Below are 26,424 nucleotides of genomic sequence, written 5' to 3' on the forward strand. Positions count from 1 at the left end.
ATAAAAATCCTATCGTGTTTCAAATTGGAACTTAAGATTATATTTACAAAATGAATTGTAAATATTGCGGGCAGATCAACACGATTAAAAAAGGAAAAAGAAATAATACGCAACGATTTTATTGTAAAGATTGTGAGCGTTATTTTCAAAATGACTATACATATAAAGCTTACGGTAGTAATATCAATTCGTTGCTAAAACAATTACTTAAAGAAGGTTGTGGTGTTAGAAGTATTTCAAGAATGTTAAGTATTTCTTGTGGAACAGTTTTATCAAGAATGTTGAAAATTAGTAAACAAATCAAGATTCCATATTTTAATAAACTTGGGTGTAAGTTTGAAGTTGATGAGATGTTTATAAAAATTGCAAATGGCAACTCTCAAAATTGGCTTGCTTATGCTATAGAGAGAAAAACAAAACAAGTTATAGATTTTGTAATTACAACTACGCGTTCAAAAGAACGTATCTATCCAATAATTAATAAGGTATTATTACTGCAACCCAATAGAATTTATACTGATGGATTAAATATTTACCCAAGTATGATCCCAAAAGAGATTCATAAGCGTTTTCAATATTGTACTAATATTATTGAACGCTATAATTTAACCTTACGTACTCATATTAAACGGTTAAGTAGAAAAACTATTTGTTTTTCAAGAAACAAAATCTATCTTGAAGCTCATTTAAAGATTTATTTTTGGGGTTAGGAGTAATTGTTTGATAAATATCTGGAAGAAAAGGACTTTTCTGTATTTTAAAAAATATGTAAATAAACATTGCTAGAAATTACTAAACTAGTTGATAACAATCTAAATTACCAAGCTTATTATGGAAGGGTATTAAAAACATTAAATAATCCCTTTTTCTTCTGCAATTTTTAAAAGTGCTTTATCATTACAATTTTCTACATTAAAAACCTCTTTAAGGATCCTTTTACGTCTCTCAATACCGCTTTTAGACATATTTATTAAACTTGGTAAATCTTTCATTTTAATTCCTTTAGATAAATAATGCAAGATTAACCTATCAAAATTATCCAATGTGAAATTATTGGTCATTTGACGTCTAATAAATTGTAAAACCTCTTTACTGTAATATGGAGGCTCAATTAAAATAGTTCTTATTGCATGGATAAGCTCTTTAAAATCTATGTCTGTATTTACTATGATAGATTCTGGGTCAAGGGTTTTTAAAATACTACTAATCCTATAGTTATCACATTTTTGCGTAAAAACCATTAGCTTAGCTTTTGGAGACCTATTTCTTAACTCTTGTGCTATATCATCTACAAATATTAATTTGCTTGTAGAAGAAGGAGGCAAATTAATATTTAGTAGTACAATATCTATTAAGCTATTTGGTGTCATTTTTTTAATTACTTCAAAAGCAGATTCACAATTTTTGATTGTATTTATATTAAAATTGAAACTCTCATATAATTTACTAACCTCATTTAAGGCTCTTTTAAACACATCTATAATTAGAGATTGATTTTCTACAATTAAAACCTTGATTGTTTTAGCCTTATATAGCATAAATATATATATTTAAAATTATAGGTGTATTCCTACTAGAATAAACATTTATTATGCCTAAAACTAACTGCTTTCTAATTTCAATCATAATACAAATGAGCGAAAGGTGTGTTTTGTTGAGTAAACTCTAAAATTAGGTAGAGTCATTCTAATTAACTTATCTAATTATTTTAAAACAGTTGTTAACTTATAGCTAATAAGAAAAGCCCTTTTCAAAAAGCACTAATTTGACTTTTAGTTTTTGGAATAAAAAGATCCAATATTGCTGTTGAACGTCGCTCTATTTAAAGGCCAAAATTAGCTCACTACAACTTTGTTAAATTTAATGCACAAAAAAAGTCCAACATTTCTGTTGAACTTTTCTCTATTTGCTCCTCCTCTTGGGCTCGAACCAAGGACCCTCTGATTAACAGTCAGATGCTCTAACCAACTGAGCTAAGGAGGACTGTTTTTCCGCTTTTGCGAGCGCAAATATATATTATTTTTTATATACTACAAATATAATGTTCAAAAAACTTTAATTAGTAAAAGCCTTGAAAATATCATTCCCATTAGCAAAAAGTACTAGGGCAATTAATATAAAGAAACCTATCATTTGAGCGTATTCCATAAATTTATCACTTGGCTTTCTACCAGACACCATTTCATATAACAAAAACATCACATGTCCTCCATCTAAAGCAGGTATTGGTAATAAATTTAATACTCCTAACATTATTGATAAAAAGGCTGTAAGATTCCAGAAATCTGCCCAAATCCACTGACCTGAAAAAACATCAAAAATGGCTTTAAAACCTCCTACTCCTTTATAAGCACCTGTTTTAGGAGAGAAAATTTTACCTAATTGCTCCCAATAACTAACAATTTGTCCTGTAAACTTGTCTAATCCACCACCAAAACTTTCTAAAAAAGTATATTCTTTGCGTGTTACTTCAAAATAACCTAATTCGTTAAACCGTTCAAAGTGTTGAGCACGAGTTATTCCAAATCTACCTTCAGAATCAACTTTTAATTCTCTAATAATATTTTCTTCACCTCTTAAAAATTTAGTAGAAACTGTCTTTCCTTTATAACCTTGTAACATTATTGATAACTGATCAAAATATTTTACGTCTTGATCATTAATAGATAGTAAGATATCTCCTGCTTTTAAATCTGCATTAGCATTTTGCAAAGTATCAACTAAACTGTTCACCATAAATGGAACCCTTAGTTTAAATAATTTTTCTTTTGTTTTTCTTGAAGATAACTGACCTAAAAAATCCACAGGCATTTCTATAGTTTTAATAACCCCATTTCTATCTACCACATACTTTTCACCGCTAATTATCTTTTTTATGACATCCGAATGTGCTTCAACCTTTACATCATCAATAGATATAATCTTATCTCCAGTTTGAAACCCTAAATCCAATAAAAGTTCATGTTCTATCCAATAACCATCTTTTAAGCTTTCAGAAGAAAAATCAGTATCTCCATATGCAAACGATAAGAACACATAAATAAAATATGCCAAAATAAAGTTAACTGTTACACCACCAAGCATAATAATTAATCGTTGCCAACTTGGTTTTGAGCGAAATTCCCATGGTTTTGGCTCTTCAGCCATTTGTTCCTTGTCCATGCTCTCATCAATCATTCCAGATATTTTTACATATCCTCCTAGAGGTAACCATCCAATACCATAAACGGTTTCTCCAATTTTCTTTTTAAATAGCGAATATTTTATATCGAAAAACAAGTAGAATTTCTCTACTCTGGTTTTAAATAATTTTGCTGGTATAAAATGTCCTAATTCGTGTAAAACAATTAGTAATGAAAGGCTCAATAAAAATTGAGATATTTTAATAACAAACTCCATCTAGTCTTTGTCAAAATTTATAAACGCACAAAAGTAAAACTTTAAAGCTACATTATAAAACATAATAGACTATCATTAACGTTTCTTTATCTTTTTTAGGTGTAATTTAATAGCTTTTTTTAGGGTTTGTGTGTATTTTTGCACTCAATCTCTCATTTATAACTAAATAGCTACTAAATAATGCTAGAGTTTTTAAAAAAATTTAAATTTTTTGGAATAAGCCTTCTTATTCTTTCAATAATAATCATCTCCATTTTCTATTCTATTTTAAAACCAAAGAAAGTATTACCAGTTTATCAACCTGCTGAAGTAAGCACAGAATTGGTTGACAGTACTATTCAGCATAAAAAAAAATATCATCAAATAGCTGATTTTAGTTTAACAAACCAAAATGGTAAAACAATTACGCAGGAAGATTATAAAGACAAGATTTATGTGGCAGATTTCTTTTTTACTACGTGCCAAACTATTTGCCCTATTATGACAAAAAATATGCACGAAGTGCAGAAAACATTTATTGCTGATGATGAAGTGATGATACTATCACATACTGTGACTCCTGACATTGATACAGTTGCGCAATTAAAACGCTATGCAAACGAAAAAGATGTTAATGCCTCTAAGTGGAACTTAGTAACTGGAGATAAAAAACAAATTTATGAATTGGCTAGAAAATCGTACTTAGCAGTAAAAGATAATGGTGATGGTGGTCCTTTTGATATGATACATACAGAAAACTTTATGCTCATAGATAAAGAGCGTCAAATACGCGGATATTATGATGGTACAGACATGAAAGATGTTGAACGCTTAATTGATGACATAAAAACCTTAAAAGCTTCCTATAAAGAATAATCTTTTTTATTACTTTTGCTTCTTTAAAATGAATCTAAATAAGGATGTCCTTAACAATTGCTGATTTAAAAAAAGGGGAACGGGCTACCATTATCGATAGCTCATCTGAAGATATTCCACTAAAACTCTTAGAAATGGGATGTTTACCCGGAAACACTGTAGAACTCTTACAAGTAGCTCCATTCCACGACCCAATGTATCTTAACATTAATGGCAGTTATTTAGCAATTAGAAAAGATACAGCATCATTAATTTTAATAGACAACATTAATGAGTAAACAAATAAATGTTGCCTTAATTGGAAACCCAAATACTGGAAAAACCTCTGTTTTTAATGCGCTTACTGGATTAAACCAAAAAGTTGGAAACTATCCAGGAATTACTGTAGATAAAAAAGAAGGAATTTGCAAATTATCTCGTGGTGTAAAAGCACATATTTTAGACCTCCCTGGAACATATAGTTTAAATGCATCGTCTTTAGATGAAAATGTTGTTATTGAATTACTGTTAAACAAGAATGATAAAGATTATCCTGATGTAGCAGTTATTGTAAGTGATGTTGAAAACTTAAAACGTAACCTGCTTCTTTTTACGCAAATAAAAGATTTAAAAATTCCAACCATTCTAGTCATTAACATGGCAGATAGAATGTCACGCAAAGGGATTTCTTTAAATATTGAATTATTAGAAAAAGAACTAAAGACAAAAATTGCCCTAGTAAGTACGCGAAAAAATGAAGGGATTAGTAATTTAAAAACCTTAATCGAAAACCATAAGATACTTTCTACCGAGCCTTGTTTAGATACGTCATCAATTGATACCGAATATTTTAATAGTCTCAAACAAGCATTTCCAAATCAAGATTTATACAAACTTTGGGTTGTTATTAGTCAAGATGCAAATTTTGGTAAAATTGATAGAAATGAACTTGATTTTTCAAAGTTTAAAACCAAGTCTAAAAGTGAATTAAAACGTCTTCAGCAAAAAGAAACTATCAAACGCTATCAATTTATTAACGGCGTTCTTAAAGAAGGCCAAACCATTGATAAAGCAAAAGCAACTGACTTAAGAGCTAAATTTGATAGAATTTTAACTCATAAAATCTGGGGATATGCCATCTTTTTTGTGATTTTACTCACCATTTTTCAAGTGATTTATGATTGGGCAACAGTACCAATGGACTTTATTGATAGCTCATTTGCATCGTTAGCAGATTGGATAAAAGTAACATTTCCAGGAGGCGGAAAATTAACCGACTTAATTGCTGAAGGAGTCGTTGCAGGAATTGGTGGTATTATCATCTTTATTCCACAAATAGCCTTTTTGTTTTTGTTCATTTCAGTATTAGAAGAAAGTGGCTATATGAGTCGTGTCGTGTTTTTAATGGATCGTGTAATGCGTCGTTTTGGACTTAGCGGAAAAAGTGTAGTTCCATTAATTTCTGGAACTGCTTGTGCAATTCCAGCCATAATGGCGACTAGAAATATAGAAAATTGGAAAGAACGCTTAATTACTATTTTAGTAACACCTTTCACAACGTGTTCAGCTAGACTTCCTGTGTATTTAATAATTATTGCATTGGTTATTCCTGAAGGTCGTTTTCTTGGGCTAAGTTACCAAGCCTTAACGTTAATGCTTTTGTATTTATTAGGATTTGGAATGGCTGTATTATCAGCATATGTTTTAGATAAGATTCTAAAAACTAACAGAAAAACATTTTTTGTAATTGAAATGCCTAGTTATAAAGTGCCTTTACTTAAAAATGTAGTATTAACTGTTTTAGAAAAAACAAAAACCTTTGTTTTTGAGGCTGGTAGAATAATTTTAGCAATCTCAATTGTTCTTTGGATTTTAGCATCGTATGGTCCTGGAAAAGAATTTAACAATGCGGAAACAATTGTTGAAGAAACTTACCCTGAATTACAAGGTGAACAACTGGAAAACAAAGTTGCTTCTTATAAATTAGAGCATTCATTTATTGGTATTATTGGTAAAACCATTGAGCCAGCAATTCGTCCATTAGGTTACGATTGGAAAGTTGGTATTGGTATAGTTACCTCATTTGCTGCACGTGAAGTTTTTGTAGGTACGTTGGCAACTATTTATAGTGTTGGTAGTGCTTTGGATGATGATAATAAAACCATAAAAAACAGGATGGCGAACGAAGTTCATGACAATGGTAAAAAAGTGTTTACATTAGCTTCTGGTATTTCCCTATTGCTTTTTTACGCTTTCGCTATGCAGTGTATGAGTACTCTGGCAATTGTAAAACGAGAAACCAATAGTTGGAAATGGCCAATGATTCAATTGTTTGGAATGTCACTAATTGCTTACATTATTGCACTTATAGCTTTTCAAATTTTAAACTAATGAGTGAGGTTTTTCAAAATATCATTATTACAGTAATTGGATTGATTGCTATTGCGTTTTTGATAAGAAAATATGTTTGGTCACCAAAAAAAAAGAACTCCAAATCATGTGGTAGTGATGGTTGTGGTTGTTAACTATCGCGATTACTAAATTATATGAAAAGCCTCCAGATTTGAGCTACCAAAAACGTAACGATAAATCCTAAAATTACTGGTAATACTGAAGCTACAGTAGTCCATTTAGCACTTTTAGTTTCTTTGTAAATGGTATAAATTGTTGTACTACAAGGGTTATGTAGTAAGCTAAATAGCATTATGTTAATAGCTGTTAATAATGTCCAACCTCCTGCTTTTAAAATATCGGCTGTTGCATCCATAGAGTCGAGTTCAAACATTACACCTGCACCTTCACCTCCAGAGATTCCTGTAGCCATAACTGTTAACATTAAAATAGTTGGGATAACAATTTCATTAGCTGGAATTGCCACAATATAGGCCAATAAAATAACCCCATTTAAACCTAATAACCATCCAAAGCCATCGAACGAATCAATTAACCATACTGCAATACTTACATCACCAATAAATATATTTGAAATAAGCCAAATTACTGCTCCAGCAGGTGCTGCAAATACAATAGCTCGCCATAATACAATTAAGGTTCTATCTATTAAAGAGGTGTAAAGTGTTTTCCAAAAACGTGGTGGTCTGTAAGGAGGTAATTCTAAATTAAAAGTAGAAACTTCACCTTTTAAAACAGTTTTTGATAATGCCCAAGACGTTAAAAACATGAACGCCATTCCTAAAACTGCTATTCCAATTACCGATAATAAAGCTGCTACACTTGAAAATGACGAAGGCACTACCGCTCCAATAAAAATGGTTGCAATTAATATTTGTGTTGGCCAACGTCCATTACAAAGCGAAAAATTATTAGTAATTATTGCAATTAGTCGTTCTCTAGGGCTGTCAATAATTCTAGTCGCTATAACACCAGCTGCGTTGCAACCAAAACCCATACTCATAGTTAATGCTTGTTTTCCGTGAGCTCCAGATTTTTTAAATAGATTATCTAAATTGAATGCAACTCGTGGTAAATAACCAAAATCTTCAAGTAGAGTGAATAAAGGAAAGAAAATTGCCATGGGTGGCAACATCACTGCAATTACCCAAGCTACTGCTAGATAAACGCCATCAATTAAAAATCCATCAAGCCACCAAGGCATTCCAATGCTTGATGCGCCACTTTTTAATGCTGGATGAATAGTATCTAACAACAAATTAGCCAACATAGATGAAGGATAATTAGCACCAATAATTGTTAACCATAGAACTACTCCCAAAATGAGAAACATAATAGGAAATCCAAACGTCTTACTTGTAACAATCTTATCGATTTTTGAATCTAACCGAAACCTTTTTTTCCCTTCTTCTGTATGGACACTGTCTTTAACAATATTTGCAGCATCAGCGTAAATACCTTCGGTTAAATTATCATGAAAATCGTCACCTATTTGCCAACGCAACTCGTTTGATAATTCAATGATGTCTTCAATGTTCTTTTTGCTCATAATTACACTAATTCGCCTGTTTTTAAAGCGTCTATTATTTGTGAATCTCCTTCTAATAATCTAAATGCTATCCATCTACTATTTGAAATTCCTGGAAACTCTTTTTCTATTTCAGCACTCAGCTTTTTTACAGCCTTTTCAATATTTGGTGGCACATTTTTTATACGGTGCGGTTTACACACAATAGTAGCATTAGCTACTTCAGAAATGGTTTGAATGAGCTCTGGAATACCTTCTTTATATCTCGCGCTTGTTGCTACTACTGGAATTCCTAAGTCTCTTGCTAAAGTTCTTTGGTCTATAACAATATTATTACGTTTAGCTTCATCCATTAGGTTAAGGCATAACACTGCTTTATCAGTGATTTCTAAAATTTGAAGTACTAAATTCAAGTTACGTTCTAGCCTGTTGGCATCTGCAACAATAACAGTTACATCAGGTCGTCCAAATAGTAAAAAATCTCTTGCAACCTCTTCATCTGTTGAAGTTGACAACAATGAATAGGTTCCAGGCAAATCCACAAGTTTATATTTTTGTTTATTATACTCAAAACCTCCTTCAGCTCTAGTTACTGTTTTTCCAGGCCAATTTCCCGTATGTTGCCTTAGCCCTGTTAATGCATTAAAAACTGTACTTTTACCTGTATTTGGATTTCCTGCCAAAGCCACTACAAAATCAAAATTATCAGTATTAATTCCTAGTTTTTTTAGTCCTTCTGCATTGAACTGTGCACAAGTTTCACAAGCACTTTTTACTGCTTTAGTTTCCATTGTCTAGTTTTTTAATGAGAATTTTTGAAGCTTGGTTTTTTCGTAATGCTATTGATGTCCCTTTTATTAAATAGGCATGAGGTTCTCCTAAAGGATTTAATAAGTCTATTTTTATTTTTGACCCTTTCACAAAACCTAAATCCAATAAACGACGTCTGCTTTCTCCTCTACTTTCTTTTGATATTCCAATAATTTCTGCTTCTTCATTTTCTTGCAATCCAGATAAACGAGCTATATTGTCTTCGATAACTACTTCCTTTTCTATTGGTAATACTGTAAGATTTGAAGCCACAATTGGCGCCAACACAAACTCCTCACCTTCAGACTGAAATACAATACGTGTTTTATTGTTTTCAACCACTTTTAATAAAGATCCAATATGAATGTTTTCGGCAAGTATTTGCTTGTAAATCACTTCAGGTTCGTCTTCAATATGTGTGATTCTAGCAATAGAATTTACAGGTAATAATGGTAATTCTACACCTTCAATTTTAGCAATTTTTCCAGTTTTTGTTGGAATAGGATCACCATGTGGATCGAACTTTGGGTTTCCAAGTTGTGATGCTAATTTGTTAGTTTCATCATGATTTAACTTATGTTCCATCCTTTCGGCTCTGTCATGCCACTCGTTTTTATGAAACCCTGTTCTATCAGCTAAATAACGTTCCCAAAGACGATGTACTCTTATAATACGTAAAGCATATTCGTGGCCTTCTTCTGTAAGTTTCAATGCATCAGAATCAAAATATACTAAGTTGTTGATAGACATTTTTTTAATAGCTTCAACAATACTCTTATTTTTAAAATTTAAAGACTGTACCAATGTTTTAGTATCAACTTTATTTCCTGAATTTTCAAAGTGATAGAGTTGTTTTAATATGTCTTCAATAATAACTTTTTCATCACTCTTAAAGTTTTTCTGTAACAACCAAAACCATCCTTTTATTGGTCTAAATAACAAGAACAATAAAATGGATATTCCAAAAAATATAATAAGTGCTGTTGTTGGGTTATAATCGTTCATATTATAAACTTAAATAAAGATTTTCAGCAACATCTTTAGATATGGTCATTGTTTTGGAATTGGTTTCAATAGTAAACGAATCATCAAAAGGCTCAAAATCAATTATCTTAATTGTATCACCTAAAGCCAATTCATTTTTGTTTAAATATTTTAAAAATGCCTTGGAAGAATCTTTGACACTTGATAAAACTCCTTGACTCCCTGTTTCAATATCTAAAATACTTTTGCTTTTTATTTTGGTGTAATTTCCGTTTTTATCAGGAATAGGGTCTCCATGAGGATCATGTGTTGGGTTTTCTAAAAAATTATCTAGTTTATCAATCAATTTTTCAGATTTAATATGCTCCAATTGTTCGGCAATTTCATGAACCTCATCCCAAGAAAAATTAAGCTTTTTCACTAAAAATGTTTCCCATAGTCGATGTTTTCTAATCACGGAGGTTGCTGTTATACGACCTGTCTCGGTTAAGCTAACTCCTTGATATTTTATGTAGTTAGCCAACTCTTTTTCAGCTAATTTTTTTATCATATCTGTTACCGAAGATGCTCTAGTATCTATCTTTTCTGCAATAGCATTTGTGCTTACAGCTTCATTTCCTTGTTTACCTAAATGATAAATTGCTTTTAAATAGTTCTCCTCAGATAAAGTTACCATCTCATATAAATTTTTACAAATATACGTTTTTTACTTAAATTTAAATATATTTTTAGTCTTGCCTAAATTTTAATTTATATTTGCATAAAAAATATTGAAGTGAAATCATTTATAATACTTATTTTATCTCTATACTCTTTTTCCTTAAGCAGTCAAACATTTAACATCTCAGGTAATGTTAAGGGCAATAGCCTATCACTAGCGTTCGCTAATGTTACAATAAAAAGCATCAATAAAGGTGCTGTCTCTGACGAAAATGGAAATTTTCTCATTAAGAATATTCCAAACGGAACATATATTATTGAAAGTTCTTTTACTGGATACATAACTTATAAAAAGCGCATCACAGTAAACAATCAAAATATTACTGTCAATTTTAATTTAGTTGAAGATGCTCTTTTAGACGAAGTTGTAATTACAGGTACACGAACTTTTAAGCGTAAAACGAATTCGCCAGTTATTGTAAACATATTAAACAGTGAGGCTTTAGAGAATATTCAAGCCTGTAACTTATCGGATGGTTTAAAGTTTCAACCAGGATTGAGAGTAGAAACAGATTGTCAAACTTGTAATTATACACAATTACGAATGAATGGTTTAGCTGGTGGTTATTCTCAGATTTTAATAAATGGTCGTCCAATTTTTAGTCCTTTAACTGGCTTATATGGTTTAGAACAAATTCCAGTAAATATGATAGATCGTATTGAAACTATACGTGGTGGTGGCTCTACACTTTATGGCTCTAGTGCTATTGGTGGTGTAGTAAATATTATTACAAAAGTTCCAAAAGATAATAGCTACGATATAAGTTATACATATCAATCAATTGATGGAAAAGCTAACGATAATATTATAAATGGAAATACAACAGTAGTTTCTAAAAATGAAGCTTCTGGACTTTCTTTATTTGTTAATAGAAGACAGAGAGATTATTATGATGCTAACGGTGATAACTTCTCCGAACTTCCAGAATTAAAAAACACCTCATTTGGCACAAATCTATTCTTACTACCTGCGGAAAATCAAAAATTAGAAGCTAGTTTCAGTAGTTTAAATGAATATAGATATGGTGGAGAAATGGTTGACAAAGCACCTCACCTAGCTTTACAATCAGAAGAAAGAACTCATAATGTTTTAATGGGAAGCCTTGATTATCAAATTAATTTTAATGATGATAATAGTTCCATCATTACTTATTTAGCTGGTCAACTTACCAATAGAGATCATTACACTGGTATTTATCCAGACGATCAAATCGATATAGATAATCACCTAAGTAACCCTCCTTATGGAACTTCAAAAACTGTAACGTTTCAAGGTGGTGCACAGTTTAATCATCGAATCAATAATTTTATAAAAGGGAGTAATGTCTTTACATTTGGAAGTGAGTATGTTATGGATGACGTATTTGATGAAATAGAGGCTTACAACTACAAAATAGATCAAACAACAAAAACAGTTGCTGCCTTTTTACAAAGTGATTGGGAAATAACACCAAAGTTAAACTTGCTGTCTGGAGTGAGAGCAGACAAGCATAACTTAGTGAACAAAGTTATATTCAGCCCTCGTTTTTCATTACTTTATAAGCCAGAAAACAACTTACAGTTTAGAACCACATGGAGTACTGGCTTTAGAGCACCTCAAGCTTTTGACACTGATTTGCATATTGCTTTTGCTGGTGGAGGCATTTCTAGAATAACATTAGCCGATGATTTAAAAGAAGAACGATCTAATAGCTTTAGTGCTTCTATTAATTATGACAGACCTACCGAACACTATATTTTTGGATTTACCTTAGAAGGCTTTTACACACATTTAAATGATGCTTTTTATCTAGCTCCTTTAGGAGAAGATTCGTTTGGAGAACGTTTTGAAAAACAAAATGGAGATGGAGCCACAGTAAAAGGATTGACTTTTGAAATGAGGGTTAACTATGATAAAAAAGTGCAATTAGAAGCTGGTTTTAATATTCAAACTAGCAAATTTGACACAGCAGTAGAAAATATTGAAGGCTTACCAGCGTTACGCGAATTTTTACGAACACCTAATGAATACGGTTTTGCTATGTTGAGTTTTACACCTAATCAAAAATTTAGTACAACTTTAAATTATGTGTATACTGGAACCATGAAAATTGCGCACTTTGCTGGAGCTCCAGAACAAACTGTAGATACATATTCAACCTCTAAGGTGTTTTCAGAATTAGGTTTTAAATCTAGTTATAACTTCGAGTTAAAGAATCTAAATTCTAGTTTAGAGATTTTTGGAGGTGTGAAAAACATCTTTGATGCCTATCAAAACGATTTTGATAGCGGTAAAAACAGAGACAGTAATTATGTATATGGTCCTGGAAGCCCTAGAACTGTTTTTGTTGGGCTTAAAATAAAATCGCTTTAATATCTTCTCTTTTTACTACTTTTTATAAGCTTCTTGCATTTGCCTAAACTTTCTTAAATGTTTTGTTTTAGTTTAACGAATAACGTTCAATAATGCAGTTGGTCTAAAAACAAGTGGCTTAGTTGAAAGATTTTATTTTATTAGCGACTATAATGCCCTTAATTTAATTTTATGGAACTAATTGAATACTTAAACGGAAAAGGCGGAATAATGATTCTTGGCCTATTTGTAATTGTAGCTCTTGCATACAGAAAATATAAAGAAAAACGTTATTTTAAATACATAGATAAACGAATAGAAGAAAAAAAAGAGAAATCGTGCTAAATTAAAACCTTCTCTCCTTCTGCAACTGCTCATACGCTTCTTGCACTTGCCTAAATTTTTCTTCAGCACCTTTTTGGTGTTCTTCTCCTAAATGAATGACACGATCTGGATGATATTTCTTTGCCATTTTTCGATAGGCTTTTTTAATCTCATCAACGGTTGCTGATTTATCTATCTCCAAAATTTTATATGCATTTTCAGTAATGTTAAAGAACATCGCTTTAATACTTTCAAAATCTTTTGAGCTAATTCCTAAATATCCAGAAATGGTATAAATCTGTCTAATTTCGTTTTCAGTAACATGCGTATCTGCTTTGGCAATTCCAAATAAAAAATGAAGGAGTTGCAAACGAGATGGATGATCCATCATTTGCCGTATTTGTGTACAAACTTGTCGAGTAGATATTTCTTGTTTACTAATATTCTTAAACAATCTAAAAGCATTATTTGCACGCTCCTTTCCATACATGCTCGTAAATTGCTGACGCACAAAATCTAGCTCACGTTGGTCTTGATGGTCATCAGCCTTTATAATAATAGAAGCTAACACTAATAAACTCACCTCAAAATCACCAGATTGCGTTTGAGGTCTTCGTTGTGGTCTTGTTCTATAAGTTCTTTGCGAACTAGACTGTCTTTCTCCCAACAGTGGGCTGGATTTGTTGCCAGCTAAACCATCAACGATGCTTCCTAAAGCCAATCCTATTATCGCTCCTATTGGGCCTCCAAACGACCAACCCAAAGAAGCTCCAATCCATTTTGATACACTCATTTAAGGTATAAGTTTTATTTATCGTCAAATATACTATTTGTTAGTAGATTGCTTGAGGATTTTGTTACACAATTGGTATCTTTGCAATCTAAATTAATAATTCTTAAAATTAAAAATATGTATCCAGCAGAATTAGTAAAACCAATGCGTGAAGACTTAACTAACGTAGGTTTTGAAGAATTGCATACAGTTGAAGCGGTTGAAAGTGCCTTAACCAAAGAAGGAACAACCTTAGTTGTTGTAAATTCTGTTTGTGGTTGTGCCGCAGCTAATGCACGTCCAGGAGCTAGACAAAGCTTACAAAATGCGAAAAGACCAGACCATTTAGTAACAGTTTTTGCAGGTGTAGATAGAGAGGCAACTGATAAAGCGCGTGAATTTATGATTCCGTTTCCTCCAAGCTCTCCTTGTATGGCATTGTTTAAAGATGGTGAATTAGTGCATATGTTAGAACGTCATCATATTGAAGGTCGTCCAGCTGAAATGATTGCTGAGAATCTTGTTGATGCTTACAATTCGCATTGCTAGAAAAATACGTCGTTTCAAACAAAGTGAAGTAGTCTTACATTAATAAACAGAATGTCTCGTTTTATTCGCAATGACGATTAAAAAATTAAACCACGAATGTTTCGTGGTTTTTTTATATTTTTTACGCAACTTATTGAGTGTTAACTCATCTTAAAACAAACACATGTTATGAAAAATTTGAAATTTGTTTTTATGCTTTTATCTTTTTCTTTCTTATTTGTGGCAACACAATGTGATGAAGATAATCCTCCTTTAACTTACGAAGAAGAAAGAGCTGAGTTAGATATTTACAAACACAAAATTGAAGGTTTAGCAGCTGCATCTATTTGCAACGAAGATACCGATTGCTTATTTATTGGTTTTGGGAGTAAGCCTTGTGGTGGTCCTTTAACCTATTTAATATATACAAGTTCAATAGATATTGACCAATTGCTACTTTGGGTTGAGGATTATAATCAGCTAGAGCAAGAACTTAACGAAGAATGGGGAATTGTTTCGGATTGTTCTGTTGTTAACCCTCCTTCGGGATTTGAATGTATTGATAACACATGTAATCCAATTTTTTAAAGGTCTTTTCTTTTGTTTTTACTACTTTTGAATGCCTTTTTAGCATTTAAAAATGATTAAACTCCTAGCATACCCTTTGACGCTTATCTATGCGTTTTTCTTTTTTTTGACACTAATAGTTTTTCATCCTATACAATGGTTTGCTTTTAATGTTCTAGGTTACCAAGCGCATAAACGAGTAGTAATTTGTTTACAGTTTTGGCTAATGCGTTGTTTAAACATTTTAGGAACTCGCTTTACATTCGCTAACCCTTATAAGATTGAATCTAATCAACCTTTAATCATTGTTGCTAACCATCAAAGTATGTATGATATATCACCTTTAATGTGGTATATGCGAAAATACCATCCAAAGTTTATAAGCAAGAAAGAATTAGGTAAAGGCATACCAAGTGTGTCCTATAATTTACGTCATGGTGGTTCGGTTTTAATTGATCGTAAAAAACCATTTGAATCTATAACAGCAATTGAAAATTTCGCAAAGCGTGTTGAAAAAAACAATTGGTCATCTGTAATTTTTCCTGAAGGAACGAGAAGCAAAACAGGTAAACCAAGACCATTCAAAACTAAGGGGTTAGCCACACTTTTTAATAATATGCCAAATGCTTTAGTTGTTCCAATTTCAATTAACAACTCTTGGAAAATGCTACGTTATGGTAAATTTCCTATGGGATTAGGAGCGCATATCACCTTCAAGGTACATCAACCTCTTCGTGTAAGTGATTTTGAACATGATGAATTAATAAACCTAATTGAACAAACTATCATAAAAGACATCCATTATGACAAATAACGAAGCCGTTATAAAAGCAACTAAAGATTATGTAAGAACTACTTTAAAAAATGCTGAAGGTGGCCACGATTGGTTTCACACTTTGAGAGTATATAACAACTCTTTACTAATTTCTAAAGGAGAAAACGTGGATACTTTAGTAGTAGCATTAGGTGCTTTATTACATGATATAGCCGATAGTAAATTTTATAATGGCGATGATACTATTGGTCCAAAAATGGCTCGCGAATTTTTGTTCAAACACAATGTTGACAGTTTAGTAATGGAACATGTGATTAAAATAATTGAAAATATTTCGTTTAACAAGTCATTGGAAAAAGGTGATAAATTTACCTCTCCAGAACTAGATGTTATTCAAGATGCAGATAGATTAGATGCTATTGGAGCTATTGGTATTGCTCGTTGTTTTAATTATGGAGGTTTTAAAAATAGAAAGATATTCGACCCTTCTATAAAACCAAACATGAAGATGACCAAGGAGGAATATAAGAAGTCAACGGCTCCTACCATTAATCATTTTTACGAAAAATTACTCCTGCTTTCTGATAAAATGAACACTAAAACTGGTAAGCGAATCGCAAAACAGCGTCATCAATTTATGGAACTATACTTGGATCAGTTTTATGCAGAATGGGATGGAACACGATAAGTTTACTTTTAAAATAGTAGAAGGCATTCCTTCCAAAAAGCTTCTTCAAGAAATATTGATAGTTTACAAATCGATATTTGAGGATTACAAATTAGATTTCTTTAAAGAACGAATTCATAAAAAAGAAGACATTTTGATGATTCTTTGTTATCAACAAAAGCAACTCTTAGGTTTTAAAATTGGATATCGATATAATGACATTACTTTTTACAGTTGGGTTGGAGGCGTTTTACCTGAAAACAGGGAAAATGGTATTGCAAAACAACTTGCACAATTGCAAGAACAAAAAGCTATAGAAAAAGGGTATCAAACATTGAGAACAAAATCAATGAATCGTTTTAAACCTATGATGATTTTAAATCTTAAAAATGGTTTTGATATCACAAACATTTACACAAATGAAGTAGGCCAAACTAAGATAGTGTTTGAAAAAACCCTGTGATGTCACTTCGAGTGAAATTCTAAAAGAATTTTGTATCAAGAAGTCTGAGGCTTTTCCAATTTTCTTGTTTTCGATACATCAAATAAAAATTTGACATTCAAACTGACACAAATTTGATTTACTAAAACAGCTTCATCTGTCCAACTTTATATGGTTCATGAAGTTCTGTATTTAATCTAGGCATTCGCTTTCCTTTAAAATACTTATGTCTTGCTAAATGCACCAAATCATTTATTTGTTTTGCTATTTGTCCTTCACCACGCATCCTAACTCCGAATCGACTTTCGTTTAAAGTGCCTCCATGGCAATTTTCAATTTGATGTAGCACTTTGTCTGCTTTATCAGGCAATGTTTTATGAATCCAATCTGTGAAAATTTCGCCAATTGCGCCATTTAACCTCACAATGGTATGCGCTATACTCAAAGCACCTGCTTCAGATACTGCTTTTGCCATCGGCAAAATTTCATGACTATTTATCGATGGGATTATTGGCGCCAACATCACATTTACAGGAATTCCATTCTCTGATAATTTTTTTACTGTTGTAATACGTTTTTTAATAGTGGTAGTTCTTGGCTCTAAAATTCTACGTGTCTCTTCAGATAATGAAGTAATAGACATATTTACTCCTACTAAATTATCTTTAGCTAAAGCTTTTAAAATTTCTAAATCTCGTAAAATCAACGCATTTTTTGTAATAATACCAACGGGATGCTTATATTTTAAAAAGATTTCCAAACATTGTCTAGTAATTTCAAATTGCTTTTCGGCTGGTTGATAACAATCCGTATTTCCTGAAAGAACAATAGCATGAGCCTTCCAGCTTTTCTTTTTGAGTAACTGCTCCAATAATTTTGGAGCATCTTTTTTTACTAAAATGCGTCGTTCAAAATCGAGTCCTGCACTAAACCCCCAAAACTCATGACTATTTCGTGCGTAGCAATACACACAACCATGCTCACAGCCTTGATAAGGATTCATAGAATACATCATTCCAACATCTGGACTTGTGACTTTATTTACAATAGTTTTTGGAAATACAGGAAGGTATAGCGTTTTATTTTTATCAGGTTCTTCGCCTTCTTTGTGGCAAAATTCTAAAAAATCGTCACGTTGTTCGTGGCTTAATTCGAAGAAACGGTTGGGTACATTTAATTGTGCACCACGTCCTTTTAAGGTTGACTTGGGGTTCATAATAATTAAAATAAAGTTGAATACTATGGTAAGTAGCTCTTTAAAATTAACTATTATTTAAATATGAAAATGTTAAAAGAGAATTGATTATTAACAAACGTGATTTCCAGAGATAAAAACAATTTATTCTCCCGGGAAATCAGCTTTACGCTTTTCTAAAAATGCAGTTGTGCCTTCTACAAAATCGTCTGTTCCAAAGCAATTTCCGAATTCTTCAATTTCAGATTCATATCCGTTCACACCATCTTTAAAACCAGCATTAATTGCTCGAATTCCTGCACTAATGGCTACTGGTGAATTGCGCATGATTTTTGAAGCCAAACTTTCACAAAATGGCAACAATTCTTCTTGTACTTTAACGTGATTTATCAATCCATAGCTTAGTGCTTGATTAGCGTCTATCATTCCTGCTGTCATTATCATTTCCATAGCTCTACCTTTTCCAACCAATTGTGGTAAACGTTGTGTGCCTCCATAACCAGGGATAACGCCTAAGGAAACTTCTGGTAATCCCATTTTCGCATTAGTGCTTGCAACTCTAAAGTGACACGACATTGCAAGTTCCAATCCACCTCCAAGCGCAAAACCGTTAACTGCTCCAATAACTGGTTTACTGAAATTTTCGATGTAATCGAATAGTTTTTTTTGTCCTTGTGCCGCAAGATTGCTACCTTCTGCAATACTATAATCGGCAAATTCGCTAATATCTGCTCCTGCAACAAATGCTTTTTCACCACTTCCTGTAATAATAATTACTTTAGATGAATTATCATTTTTAATACTACTTAAGGCATTATGCAATTCTTCAATAGTTACTCTATTAAGTGCATTTAATTTATTCGGTCTATTTATGGTAATAGTTGCTATGCCATTGCTTTTATCGACTAATATATTTTCAAATGTCATATTGTTGTAAATTATTTAGGAAAGCTCACTTTAAATGTCGTGCCTTCATTTTCTTTAGTTGCAAAAGTAATGCTTCCGTTATAGTTTTCAATAATGTTTTTTATCATAGGTAACCCTAATCCCATACCACTTGTTTTAGTAGTAAACTTGGGTTCAAATACTTTTGATTTGTTTTCGTCTGAAACACCATTACCATTATCTTGTACAGTTAAAATCACATTATTATCTTCGGAATATACTTTAACGGTAATTTTAGGTGTTTTGTTTTTCGGAATAGCTTGTATCGCATTTTTTACCAAATTTGTAACTACTCTAATGAGTTGCGTCCTATCGAATGTTGCAATAATTTCTTTCTGTTCAGGGATAAAAGTTATATAGTTTTCAGCAAAAATATCTAAGGCCAGATCAACAACTTCAACCACATTAAGCTCTTCATTTTTTTGAGCTGGCATTTTCGCGAAATTTGAAAACGCTGAGGCTATAGAACTCATCGTATCGATTTGCTGAATTAAAGTCTTGCTGTATTCATCAACTTTTTGATGAATATTAGCATCATTTGGGTCAAACTTTCGTTGAAAGCTTTGAACCGTTAAACGCATAGGTGTTAATGGATTTTTTATTTCGTGGGCAACTTGTTTAGCCATTTCTCTCCAAGCTTGTTCGCGCTCACTTGTAGCTAACTGTACAGCACTCTGCTCAAGTTCGTCAATCATACTGTTATAAGACTTTACAAGCGCTGAAACCTCTATGCTAGCTCCTTTAAGCTCTATTTTTTTGTTTCGCTTTTCCAAGCGTGTTTCATTCATTTTATCGCTAATGGTTTTTAATGATCTTGTGATATAACGTGATACAAAATAAGCAAAGGAGATTGCTACAAGAATCATAAAAAAGTAGGCGTATCCTAAGCGCACTAAAAACTCTTTAAGTTCATCTTCATTAAAGGAATCATCTTCATAGTAAGGCACATTTAGAATGCCTAAAGGCTTTGCGTTGTAGTCAGAAAAAAGGATATATGACGATTGAAAGTCACCTCCAAGCACTTCATTTTTCTCAACAAAACGTTTATTTACACTAAAATTTAACTGATTAAGAATTTCTGGAGATAAACATCTAGATATAGAATCATTATCAATATGTGCCTCTGAACTCTTTACCAAAGTCCCTTGAAGATCGTACAAATTGAAATCTACATTTAAATTATTAGCAATTTCATAAATTTTATCTTTAAAAATGAGTCCTAATCTCTCAGGTGTACGCTCATATGTTGTTTCTTCCAACACATAATCCATACTAGATAAAATCTGTCTTTCTTTACGTTCTAAACGCTGTTTGTGGTAGTCTTTTGATTGTTCGTTGTATTGAAAAAGTGTTACTGCAGCTATTAAAATAGACGCTACCACAACAAGTAAAATCATGTAAACAAAAATACGCGAGCGTAACGAAAGTCTTTTAGATGCCATTTAATAAATTTATGCAAATTATAACAATAATCGAGCCATGTTAAGCATTAGGATTCCTCTCTCTAATTCTCTTGTACCATTTAATACCTAGCATTAACAAAATTGCTAAAGCTATTATTCCAACAACTCCAAAAATCCAATTAAGACTATCTTTTAATATCACCAAAAAAACAACTGAAAATAATATAATGGTTGAGCCCTCGTTCCAGATTCGCATGAATTTAGATGTATAACGCACATCGTCATTTTGAAGCTGTTTAAAAATTTGATGTGTTTTAAAATGATATAAAAACAATAACCCTACAAATACAAATTTTACATGCATCCACGATTGATGTAACCATGTTGGAATTAGTATTAACAACCAAACTGCAAAAATTGTTGCCAATATTGCTGATGGCCACGTAATAATAAACCATAAACGTTTAGCCATAAGTTTTAGCTGTTCTCCTAAAATTTCTTTATTAGGTGATGGCTTATAAAATGCTTCTATTTGATAAACAAATAATCGTGGTATGTAAAAAAGCCCTGCAAACCATGTAATAACAAAAATGAGATGCAGAGCCTTTATATAGTTATAGAGTTCCATTAATCTTCAACAAAAAGATAGTTTAGTTTTTTATCATTAAAGGCATCATTAAACGCTTTAATTTCTTTATCTAATAATTCATTAAACTTACCTAATTGCTCATTGATTTTTTGCGTTAATTCGTTTTTAACTGCAGCATCTTGATCTGTTGGCGCAAAATCGCCTCTGCCAACCAACGAGTTTAAATGTGCTAATTTATTGTTTAATCTAATAGGGAAGTTTAATGGGTCTTGTCCACTTCTATTTTTAGTTTGATATAATGCTTTCTCAATTTCTGAGAATTGTTCTTTTAGTTTTTTAGCTTTTTCAACCAAATCTTTAACATTATTATCTTCTTTATATTGTGACATAAAAGCATCTAGCTTACCATTAATATTTCTAATTTTTTTAATGGATTTATGAGTGTTATCAAGTGTTTTATTTACATCTTTTATAAAAACAAATTGCTTCTTCATATCCTCTAAAGTACTTTCTGCTCTAGGATCTGCTAAAATTGTAAATGATTGGTTTAACGCTTCGCCATTTACATTTAAACTTACTTTATAATTTCCTGGAACAGCTTTTGGGCCTCTTAAACTACCTGCCCACATAATCATACCAGGAAAACTGTCGGCACCATCATAAATCGTATTCCAAATAAATTGATTGGTTCCTTTTTTGACAGTTAACTTGTTTTCTTTAGATTTTGTACTAAATGTTTTAATCGTATCTCCTTTAGTGTCAAAATATGTTAGAGAGACTTCATCTTTTTCATCATACTTATTCAAGTTGAAATACGTTATCACACCACTTGGAAGGTTAGTTCCAGCTGTCTTACTCCCTTTAAAGCTACCTCCTCCCATTCTATATGTGTCTTTAGGTTTAAATAGGATATTTGCAGATTTATCTGCATTGTATAATTGATGAATAACTGTTAAATCATCAATCATCCACAAACTTCTTCCTTGAGTTGCTACAATCAAACTATTATCCTTAATGGTAAGGTCTGTAATTGGAACAATTGGTAGATTTAATTTGAAAGGTTTCCAGTTTTTACCATCATTAAACGAAATATACATTCCTGTTTCAGTTCCTGCATATAGTAATCCTTTTCGTTTTGGGTCTTCTCGAACTACTCTTGTAAAATGCTCTGGATTAATTCCATTAATAATTTTTGTCCATGTTTTTCCATAATCAGTTGTTTTGTATAAATAAGGCGCAAAATCTCCTGTCTTATATTTTGTACCAGCTATATAACACGTTGCAGGATCAAAAATACTAGGCTCTACACTATTAATCATCATCCATTCAGGCATTCCTTTTGGTGTCACATTATCCCAAGTTTGTCCACCGTTTCTGGTTACATGTACTAATCCATCATCACTACCAACCCATAGCAATCCCTCTTGTAAAGGTGACTCTTGAGCTGCAAAAATGGTACAGTAATACTCTACAGCTGTATTATCTTGAGTAATTGGTCCGCCTGAAGATTTTTGTTTCTCAGGATCGTTACGGGTTAAGTCTGGACTAATAATCTTCCAAGATTGCCCTTCGTTTTCAGTAACATGTACATTTTGGGAAAACGTATATAACTTATTAGGATTATGCTTAGAGAAAATTATAGGGAAGTTCCACTGAAAACGATATTTCATGCCTTCAGCACCATGGCCCATTGGGTTATCTGGCCAAACATTTATAGCTCTAGATGTGCCGCGTTCATGATTAACACGTGTTAAATAACCTCCATAACTTCCACCATACACAATATCATCATTCTTAGGGTCAATAGCAATATGTGCCGATTCTCCTCCTGCTGTACTTTCCCAATCATCTTCAGTAATAGAACGACCATCTGTTCTATGTTGAATTCTTACTGTTGAATTATCTTGCTGCGCAGCATAAATTCTATATGGAAAATGATTGTCAGTTGTAACACGATAAAATTGTGCCGTTGGCTGATTGTGATAGGTACTCCAAGTTTCTCCTCCATCATATGTCACTTGGGCTCCACCATCATCTCCAATAATCATTCTATCTGGGTTTTCAGGAGCAATCCATAAATCATGATGGTCACCGTGAGGTGCTCCATGTCTGCTAAATGTTTTTCCACCATCGGTACTTTTGTGATAACTAACATTTAAAACATAGACTTTATCGACATCTTTAGTATCTGCATAAATACGAGTATAATACCATGCTCTCTGGCGTAAGTTTCGATTGCTATTTATATAATTCCAGGTTTCTCCTCCATCTTCACTTCTATATAATCCTCCTTTGTCTTTGTTTTCTACAATTGCCCAAACACGTTGGTTATTTACTGGAGACACAGTTACTCCAATAATTCCTAAAGTGTCTGTTGGAAAGCCTTTGTTTTTTGAAATTTCAGTCCAAGTTTCACCACTATCAGTACTTTTCCATAATGCAGAACCTTCACCACCTGAGTTTAAGCTATAAGGTGTTCTGTTGATGCGCCACGTAGACGCATAAATTATTCTTGGGTTTGATGGGTCAATTTGTAAATCGACCACACCAGCATGTTCGTTTGAAAATAGTGTTTTACGCCATGTTTTTCCTCCATCTGTACTCTTGTAAACACCTCGTTCTTGAGTTGGTTTGTATAAATTACCCATGACGCCAGCATAAACAATATCAGAGTTCGTTGGGTGAACTGCAACTCTTGGAATGTGTCTTGATTTTTCTAATCCTAAAGACCTCCATGTTTTTCCAGCATCTTCACTTTTCCACATACCATATCCTGATGATACATTACCTCTCACTGTTTTTTCTCCGCCTCCTACATAAATCACATTTGGGTCGCTTTTAGATACTGTAATGGCTCCCATGCTTCCTCCAAAGTAACCGTCTGAAATATTTCCCCAAGTTCTTCCTCCATCTGTAGTTTTCCAAATACCTCCTCCTGTAGCTCCAAAGTAGTATAAATTTGGTTGATTAGGCACTCCAGTAACAGCTGCACTTCTACCTCCTCTAAAAGGCCCTATAAGTCGATACTCTAATGCATCATACTGATTTTCGTTAATGTTTTGTGATTGCGTTGGGGAATAATTGAATAGCAACAAAGCTATTGCAAAGAATAGTGATGATAATCGCATGTTATTTTTTGGTTTGGTTGATTTGGAATAAAAATAAGAATTTAAAAACTATTTTTAATTAATTGTATTCAACTTTAACTATTGAGTAGTTTTTAATTTTTGCTATTCCAATCATTAATCCAATTAGAGAGTAAATCAACAAACTCTTTATCATCATTTAAACAAGGAATTGTCGTAAATTGATTCCCTCCAACCTCATGGAATATTTCTTGGCCTTCCATAGCAATTTCCTCTAATGTTTCTAAACAATCGCTTACAAAAGCTGGTGTTACTATTGCCATATTTTTAATGCCTTCTTTACCTAATCGTTCTATGGTTCTATCTGTATATGGTTGTAACCAAGGATCAAACCCTAGCCTAGATTGAAATGAAGATGAATACGTGTTTTCTTCAAGTTGAAGCTGTTTTGCTACCAATCGTGTTACCTCAAGGCATTGATGTCTATAACAAAATTCATGTGCTTTTGATGGTGTAGAACAGCAACTTCCATCAATTTTACAGTGTGATTTAGTAATATCACGTTTCTTTATATGCCTTTCTGGAACACCATGATAGGAAAACAATAAGTGATCATATTGTTTCCCTGATAGATGCTTTTTAATACTATTTGAAAGTACTTCAATATAATCTTGTTTGTTATAAAATGCTTTAACAGAATCCAATTTTATTTGAGAAAAATACTCTTTCCGTATCTCTTCAGCCAACACTAAAATAGTTTCAGTAGTTGCCATAGCAAATTGAGGGTATAAAGGGAAAAGAAGAATTTCATCCACACCCTTATCAACCAATTCTTGCATTCCTTTTTTAATAGTCATACTTCCATAGCGCATGGCTAAAGCAACAGGAATATTTACCTGCTTCTGAATTTTTTCTTGTAATCTTTCTGAAATAACAATTAAAGGAGAGCCTTCTTCCCACCAAATTTTCTTGTATGCTGCAGCAGAAGCCTTTGGTCGTGTGTTTAAAATAATACCTTTTACTAAAAGATTTCTTGCCCAAAGAGGAACATCAATAACGCGTTCGTCCATTAAAAATTCTCCTAAATACTTCTTTACATCTTTAGGTTCTGGGCTATCTGGAGAACCCAAATTTACTAGTAATATTCCTTTCATATTCTTATGATGATAATGACATCAAATATTTTTTTGGCGTTGTACCATATTTCTTTTTAAAAGCGGCAATAAAATGGCTTGCAGTACTATAGCCTACTTTTAATCCAACTTCATTAACGTTATGATCTCCTGATTCTAAGAGCTTTCGAGCAACTTCCATTTTATAATCAAATAAAAAGCTAAACACAGTGTCGCCATAAATTTGTTTAAATCCTTCTTTAAGTTTTTTTAAACTTAAATCAATTTCATCTGCTAACTCTTGTAAGCTTGGTGGTTCAGCTATTCGTGACACTATAATGTCTTTGGCTTTTCTAATTTTTATAACGTTAGATTCATCAATTAAAAAAGGGCATTGTTCTACATTAGCATCTTCATTTCTATTAAAATATAAACTCAATAGCTCATAAGCTTTTCCTTTAAAGTATAAGTTTTTAATAGATTCGTTTAAATTATAATTAACCAACTGATTTAAAACTATAGATAATGATGGCGAAATTTTACCATCTTTATAATATTTTTTGTCTTTATTCTCTTCATTTAAAAAGGAAATGTAATTCGCTTCTTCTGAAAACAAACCATGAAACTTCTTAATCGAGATTAAAACAGAGACTAATGAAGAGTTTGGATTTATATCTAAATGAATTGGCAAATTCCTTTGCGGATTATATAGCAATAGCGATGTCTGTTCGTTAATATTCAATGTATAATTTCCACTATTAAATTGAAAAGCAGCTTTTCCTTTAATACAAAAATGAAATTGAATAAAACTAGCATCTATTTCTCGTTCAACCGTTTCAATTACATTATTATCATTTTGATAGATTAAAACATAAAAACCATCTTCTATTTTTGTTTCAATGAAAGCACCTCTAGCGACATTTTTTTTAGTATTTTTTTCGTTCATTTAATATCTACTATTTAGAACAATTCTAAACAACACAATCAGAAAGTGCTGATA

At 32.2% G+C, this 26,424-nt stretch carries 24 protein-coding genes, 1 tRNA gene and 1 pseudogene; 12 read left to right on the top strand and 14 right to left on the bottom strand.

Annotated features, from left to right (window positions below; genetic code table 11):
• The first annotated feature begins 50 nt into the window (after positions 1–50).
• Complete coding sequence (locus ABGB03_RS13625) at positions 51–710, top strand: IS1 family transposase (RefSeq protein ID WP_347923125.1); 660 nt, start codon at positions 51–53, stop codon at positions 708–710.
• A gap of 141 nt (positions 711–851) precedes the next feature.
• Here ABGB03_RS13625 and ABGB03_RS13630 read toward each other — a convergent pair whose 3' ends face one another.
• The 3 genes from ABGB03_RS13630 to rseP form a co-directional block, all read right to left on the bottom strand.
• The gene (locus ABGB03_RS13630) at positions 852–1,538 is read right to left on the bottom strand and encodes a DNA-binding response regulator (RefSeq protein ID WP_347923126.1); all 687 of its coding nucleotides are present in this window, start codon (positions 1,536–1,538) and stop codon (positions 852–854) included.
• A gap of 371 nt (positions 1,539–1,909) precedes the next feature.
• Positions 1,910–1,983: transfer RNA gene (locus ABGB03_RS13635), tRNA-Asn, on the bottom strand.
• Between the two features lie 72 nt (positions 1,984–2,055).
• Positions 2,056–3,399: an RIP metalloprotease RseP gene (rseP, locus tag ABGB03_RS13640; RefSeq protein ID WP_347923127.1), complete on the bottom strand. Its 1,344-nt coding sequence runs from the start codon at positions 3,397–3,399 to the stop codon at positions 2,056–2,058.
• Between the two features lie 180 nt (positions 3,400–3,579).
• On the opposite strand from rseP, the gene ABGB03_RS13645 reads away from it, so the two are divergent.
• Genes ABGB03_RS13645 through ABGB03_RS13660 form a run of 4 tightly spaced genes read left to right on the top strand, consistent with a single transcriptional unit; the run spans position 3,580 to position 6,758 of the window.
• Positions 3,580–4,254: an SCO family protein gene (locus ABGB03_RS13645; RefSeq protein ID WP_347923128.1), complete on the top strand. Its 675-nt coding sequence runs from the start codon at positions 3,580–3,582 to the stop codon at positions 4,252–4,254.
• Between the two features lie 44 nt (positions 4,255–4,298).
• Positions 4,299–4,532, top strand: coding sequence for a FeoA family protein (locus ABGB03_RS13650; RefSeq protein ID WP_347923129.1), 234 nt, complete (start codon positions 4,299–4,301; stop codon positions 4,530–4,532).
• The gene (feoB, locus tag ABGB03_RS13655; RefSeq protein ID WP_347923130.1) at positions 4,525–6,624 is read left to right on the top strand and encodes a ferrous iron transport protein B; all 2,100 of its coding nucleotides are present in this window, start codon (positions 4,525–4,527) and stop codon (positions 6,622–6,624) included. Before ABGB03_RS13650 ends, feoB (ABGB03_RS13655) begins: the two co-directional genes overlap by 8 nt.
• Positions 6,624–6,758 carry a FeoB-associated Cys-rich membrane protein gene (locus ABGB03_RS13660; protein WP_347923131.1) on the top strand — a complete coding sequence of 45 codons (135 nt, stop codon included), beginning with the start codon at positions 6,624–6,626 and terminating at the stop codon, positions 6,756–6,758. Before feoB (ABGB03_RS13655) ends, ABGB03_RS13660 begins: the two co-directional genes overlap by 1 nt.
• A gap of 17 nt (positions 6,759–6,775) precedes the next feature.
• Here the strand turns inward: ABGB03_RS13660 and feoB (ABGB03_RS13665) are convergent.
• The 3 genes and pseudogenes from feoB (ABGB03_RS13665) to ABGB03_RS13675 all read right to left on the bottom strand — a co-directional run bounded on the left by feoB (ABGB03_RS13665) (position 6,776) and on the right by ABGB03_RS13675 (position 10,643).
• Positions 6,776–8,964 (bottom strand): annotated as a pseudogene (feoB, locus tag ABGB03_RS13665) (ferrous iron transport protein B).
• On the bottom strand, positions 8,954–9,988 hold the full coding sequence (locus ABGB03_RS13670) for a metal-dependent transcriptional regulator (RefSeq protein ID WP_347923132.1): 1,035 nt from the start codon (positions 9,986–9,988) through the stop codon (positions 8,954–8,956). The pseudogene feoB (ABGB03_RS13665) and the gene ABGB03_RS13670 overlap by 11 nt, the downstream one beginning before the upstream one ends.
• Before the next feature lies 1 nt (position 9,989).
• Positions 9,990–10,643, bottom strand: a complete 654-nt coding sequence (locus tag ABGB03_RS13675; protein WP_347923133.1) for a metal-dependent transcriptional regulator — start codon at positions 10,641–10,643, stop codon at positions 9,990–9,992.
• 99 nt (positions 10,644–10,742) lie between these two features.
• Here ABGB03_RS13675 and ABGB03_RS13680 point away from each other — a divergent pair, with 99 nt between their 5' ends.
• Positions 10,743–13,040, top strand: a complete 2,298-nt coding sequence (locus ABGB03_RS13680) for a TonB-dependent receptor (RefSeq protein WP_347923134.1) — start codon at positions 10,743–10,745, stop codon at positions 13,038–13,040.
• Between the two features lie 171 nt (positions 13,041–13,211).
• The gene (locus ABGB03_RS13685; RefSeq protein WP_347923135.1) at positions 13,212–13,364 is read left to right on the top strand and encodes a hypothetical protein; all 153 of its coding nucleotides are present in this window, start codon (positions 13,212–13,214) and stop codon (positions 13,362–13,364) included.
• 1 nt (position 13,365) lies between these two features.
• On the opposite strand, the gene ABGB03_RS13690 is transcribed toward ABGB03_RS13685, so the two are convergent.
• Positions 13,366–14,136 (bottom strand): TerB family tellurite resistance protein, encoded by a 771-nt coding sequence (locus tag ABGB03_RS13690; RefSeq protein WP_347923136.1) that lies wholly within the window; start codon positions 14,134–14,136, stop codon positions 13,366–13,368.
• Positions 14,137–14,253: 117 nt separating this feature from the next.
• On the opposite strand from ABGB03_RS13690, the gene ABGB03_RS13695 reads away from it, so the two are divergent.
• The 5 genes from ABGB03_RS13695 (at position 14,254) to ABGB03_RS13715 (ending at position 17,115) form a co-directional block, all read left to right on the top strand.
• The gene (locus tag ABGB03_RS13695; protein ID WP_347923137.1) at positions 14,254–14,664 is read left to right on the top strand and encodes a BrxA/BrxB family bacilliredoxin; all 411 of its coding nucleotides are present in this window, start codon (positions 14,254–14,256) and stop codon (positions 14,662–14,664) included.
• Positions 14,665–14,832: 168 nt separating this feature from the next.
• On the top strand, positions 14,833–15,231 hold the full coding sequence (locus ABGB03_RS13700) for a hypothetical protein (protein ID WP_347923138.1): 399 nt from the start codon (positions 14,833–14,835) through the stop codon (positions 15,229–15,231).
• A gap of 52 nt (positions 15,232–15,283) precedes the next feature.
• Positions 15,284–16,024 (top strand): lysophospholipid acyltransferase family protein, encoded by a 741-nt coding sequence (locus ABGB03_RS13705; RefSeq protein ID WP_347923139.1) that lies wholly within the window; start codon positions 15,284–15,286, stop codon positions 16,022–16,024.
• Complete coding sequence (locus tag ABGB03_RS13710; protein WP_347923140.1) at positions 16,014–16,673, top strand: HD domain-containing protein; 660 nt, start codon at positions 16,014–16,016, stop codon at positions 16,671–16,673. Before ABGB03_RS13705 ends, ABGB03_RS13710 begins: the two co-directional genes overlap by 11 nt.
• On the top strand, positions 16,660–17,115 hold the full coding sequence (locus tag ABGB03_RS13715; protein WP_347923141.1) for a GNAT family N-acetyltransferase: 456 nt from the start codon (positions 16,660–16,662) through the stop codon (positions 17,113–17,115). Before ABGB03_RS13710 ends, ABGB03_RS13715 begins: the two co-directional genes overlap by 14 nt.
• Before the next feature lie 121 nt (positions 17,116–17,236).
• Here the strand turns inward: ABGB03_RS13715 and ABGB03_RS13720 are convergent, their stop codons facing one another.
• From ABGB03_RS13720 to ABGB03_RS13750, 7 genes are all read right to left on the bottom strand, one after another.
• A complete protein-coding gene (locus ABGB03_RS13720) occupies positions 17,237–18,310 on the bottom strand; it encodes a PA0069 family radical SAM protein (RefSeq protein ID WP_347923142.1) in 1,074 nt (357 codons plus the stop codon).
• A gap of 123 nt (positions 18,311–18,433) precedes the next feature.
• Complete coding sequence (locus ABGB03_RS13725) at positions 18,434–19,216, bottom strand: enoyl-CoA hydratase-related protein (RefSeq protein ID WP_347923143.1); 783 nt, start codon at positions 19,214–19,216, stop codon at positions 18,434–18,436.
• Positions 19,217–19,227: 11 nt separating this feature from the next.
• Positions 19,228–20,676 (bottom strand): ATP-binding protein, encoded by a 1,449-nt coding sequence (locus ABGB03_RS13730; RefSeq protein ID WP_347923144.1) that lies wholly within the window; start codon positions 20,674–20,676, stop codon positions 19,228–19,230.
• Positions 20,677–20,716: 40 nt separating this feature from the next.
• Positions 20,717–21,265 (bottom strand): CopD family protein, encoded by a 549-nt coding sequence (locus ABGB03_RS13735; RefSeq protein WP_347923145.1) that lies wholly within the window; start codon positions 21,263–21,265, stop codon positions 20,717–20,719.
• A complete protein-coding gene (locus tag ABGB03_RS13740; protein ID WP_347923146.1) occupies positions 21,265–24,354 on the bottom strand; it encodes a glycosyl hydrolase in 3,090 nt (1,029 codons plus the stop codon). Before ABGB03_RS13740 ends, ABGB03_RS13735 begins: the two co-directional genes overlap by 1 nt.
• 92 nt (positions 24,355–24,446) lie before the next feature.
• Positions 24,447–25,466, bottom strand: a complete 1,020-nt coding sequence (gene hemH, locus ABGB03_RS13745) for a ferrochelatase (RefSeq protein ID WP_347923147.1) — start codon at positions 25,464–25,466, stop codon at positions 24,447–24,449.
• 4 nt (positions 25,467–25,470) lie between these two features.
• Positions 25,471–26,370, bottom strand: coding sequence for an AraC family transcriptional regulator (locus tag ABGB03_RS13750; RefSeq protein ID WP_347923148.1), 900 nt, complete (start codon positions 26,368–26,370; stop codon positions 25,471–25,473).
• Between the last annotated feature and the right edge of the window lie 54 nt (positions 26,371–26,424).

The sequence above is a fragment of the Pontimicrobium sp. SW4 genome (assembly GCF_039954625.1).
Classification (GTDB): Bacteria; Bacteroidota; Bacteroidia; order Flavobacteriales; family Flavobacteriaceae; genus Pontimicrobium.

Coding starts and splice junctions, on each gene's coding strand:
- ABGB03_RS13625 (WP_347923125.1), top strand. CDS start 51: ATGAATTGTAAATATTGCGGGCAGATCAACACGATTAAAAAAGGAAAA.
- ABGB03_RS13630 (WP_347923126.1), bottom strand. CDS start 1,538: ATGCTATATAAGGCTAAAACAATCAAGGTTTTAATTGTAGAAAATCAA.
- rseP (WP_347923127.1), bottom strand. CDS start 3,399: ATGGAGTTTGTTATTAAAATATCTCAATTTTTATTGAGCCTTTCATTA.
- ABGB03_RS13645 (WP_347923128.1), top strand. CDS start 3,580: ATGCTAGAGTTTTTAAAAAAATTTAAATTTTTTGGAATAAGCCTTCTT.
- ABGB03_RS13650 (WP_347923129.1), top strand. CDS start 4,299: ATGTCCTTAACAATTGCTGATTTAAAAAAAGGGGAACGGGCTACCATT.
- feoB (WP_347923130.1), top strand. CDS start 4,525: ATGAGTAAACAAATAAATGTTGCCTTAATTGGAAACCCAAATACTGGA.
- ABGB03_RS13660 (WP_347923131.1), top strand. CDS start 6,624: ATGAGTGAGGTTTTTCAAAATATCATTATTACAGTAATTGGATTGATT.
- ABGB03_RS13670 (WP_347923132.1), bottom strand. CDS start 9,988: ATGAACGATTATAACCCAACAACAGCACTTATTATATTTTTTGGAATA.
- ABGB03_RS13675 (WP_347923133.1), bottom strand. CDS start 10,643: ATGGTAACTTTATCTGAGGAGAACTATTTAAAAGCAATTTATCATTTA.
- ABGB03_RS13685 (WP_347923135.1), top strand. CDS start 13,212: ATGGAACTAATTGAATACTTAAACGGAAAAGGCGGAATAATGATTCTT.
- ABGB03_RS13690 (WP_347923136.1), bottom strand. CDS start 14,136: ATGAGTGTATCAAAATGGATTGGAGCTTCTTTGGGTTGGTCGTTTGGA.
- ABGB03_RS13695 (WP_347923137.1), top strand. CDS start 14,254: ATGTATCCAGCAGAATTAGTAAAACCAATGCGTGAAGACTTAACTAAC.
- ABGB03_RS13700 (WP_347923138.1), top strand. CDS start 14,833: ATGAAAAATTTGAAATTTGTTTTTATGCTTTTATCTTTTTCTTTCTTA.
- ABGB03_RS13705 (WP_347923139.1), top strand. CDS start 15,284: ATGATTAAACTCCTAGCATACCCTTTGACGCTTATCTATGCGTTTTTC.
- ABGB03_RS13710 (WP_347923140.1), top strand. CDS start 16,014: ATGACAAATAACGAAGCCGTTATAAAAGCAACTAAAGATTATGTAAGA.
- ABGB03_RS13715 (WP_347923141.1), top strand. CDS start 16,660: ATGGAACACGATAAGTTTACTTTTAAAATAGTAGAAGGCATTCCTTCC.
- ABGB03_RS13720 (WP_347923142.1), bottom strand. CDS start 18,310: ATGAACCCCAAGTCAACCTTAAAAGGACGTGGTGCACAATTAAATGTA.
- ABGB03_RS13725 (WP_347923143.1), bottom strand. CDS start 19,216: ATGACATTTGAAAATATATTAGTCGATAAAAGCAATGGCATAGCAACT.
- ABGB03_RS13730 (WP_347923144.1), bottom strand. CDS start 20,676: ATGGCATCTAAAAGACTTTCGTTACGCTCGCGTATTTTTGTTTACATG.
- ABGB03_RS13735 (WP_347923145.1), bottom strand. CDS start 21,265: ATGGAACTCTATAACTATATAAAGGCTCTGCATCTCATTTTTGTTATT.
- ABGB03_RS13740 (WP_347923146.1), bottom strand. CDS start 24,354: ATGCGATTATCATCACTATTCTTTGCAATAGCTTTGTTGCTATTCAAT.
- hemH (WP_347923147.1), bottom strand. CDS start 25,466: ATGAAAGGAATATTACTAGTAAATTTGGGTTCTCCAGATAGCCCAGAA.
- ABGB03_RS13750 (WP_347923148.1), bottom strand. CDS start 26,370: ATGAACGAAAAAAATACTAAAAAAAATGTCGCTAGAGGTGCTTTCATT.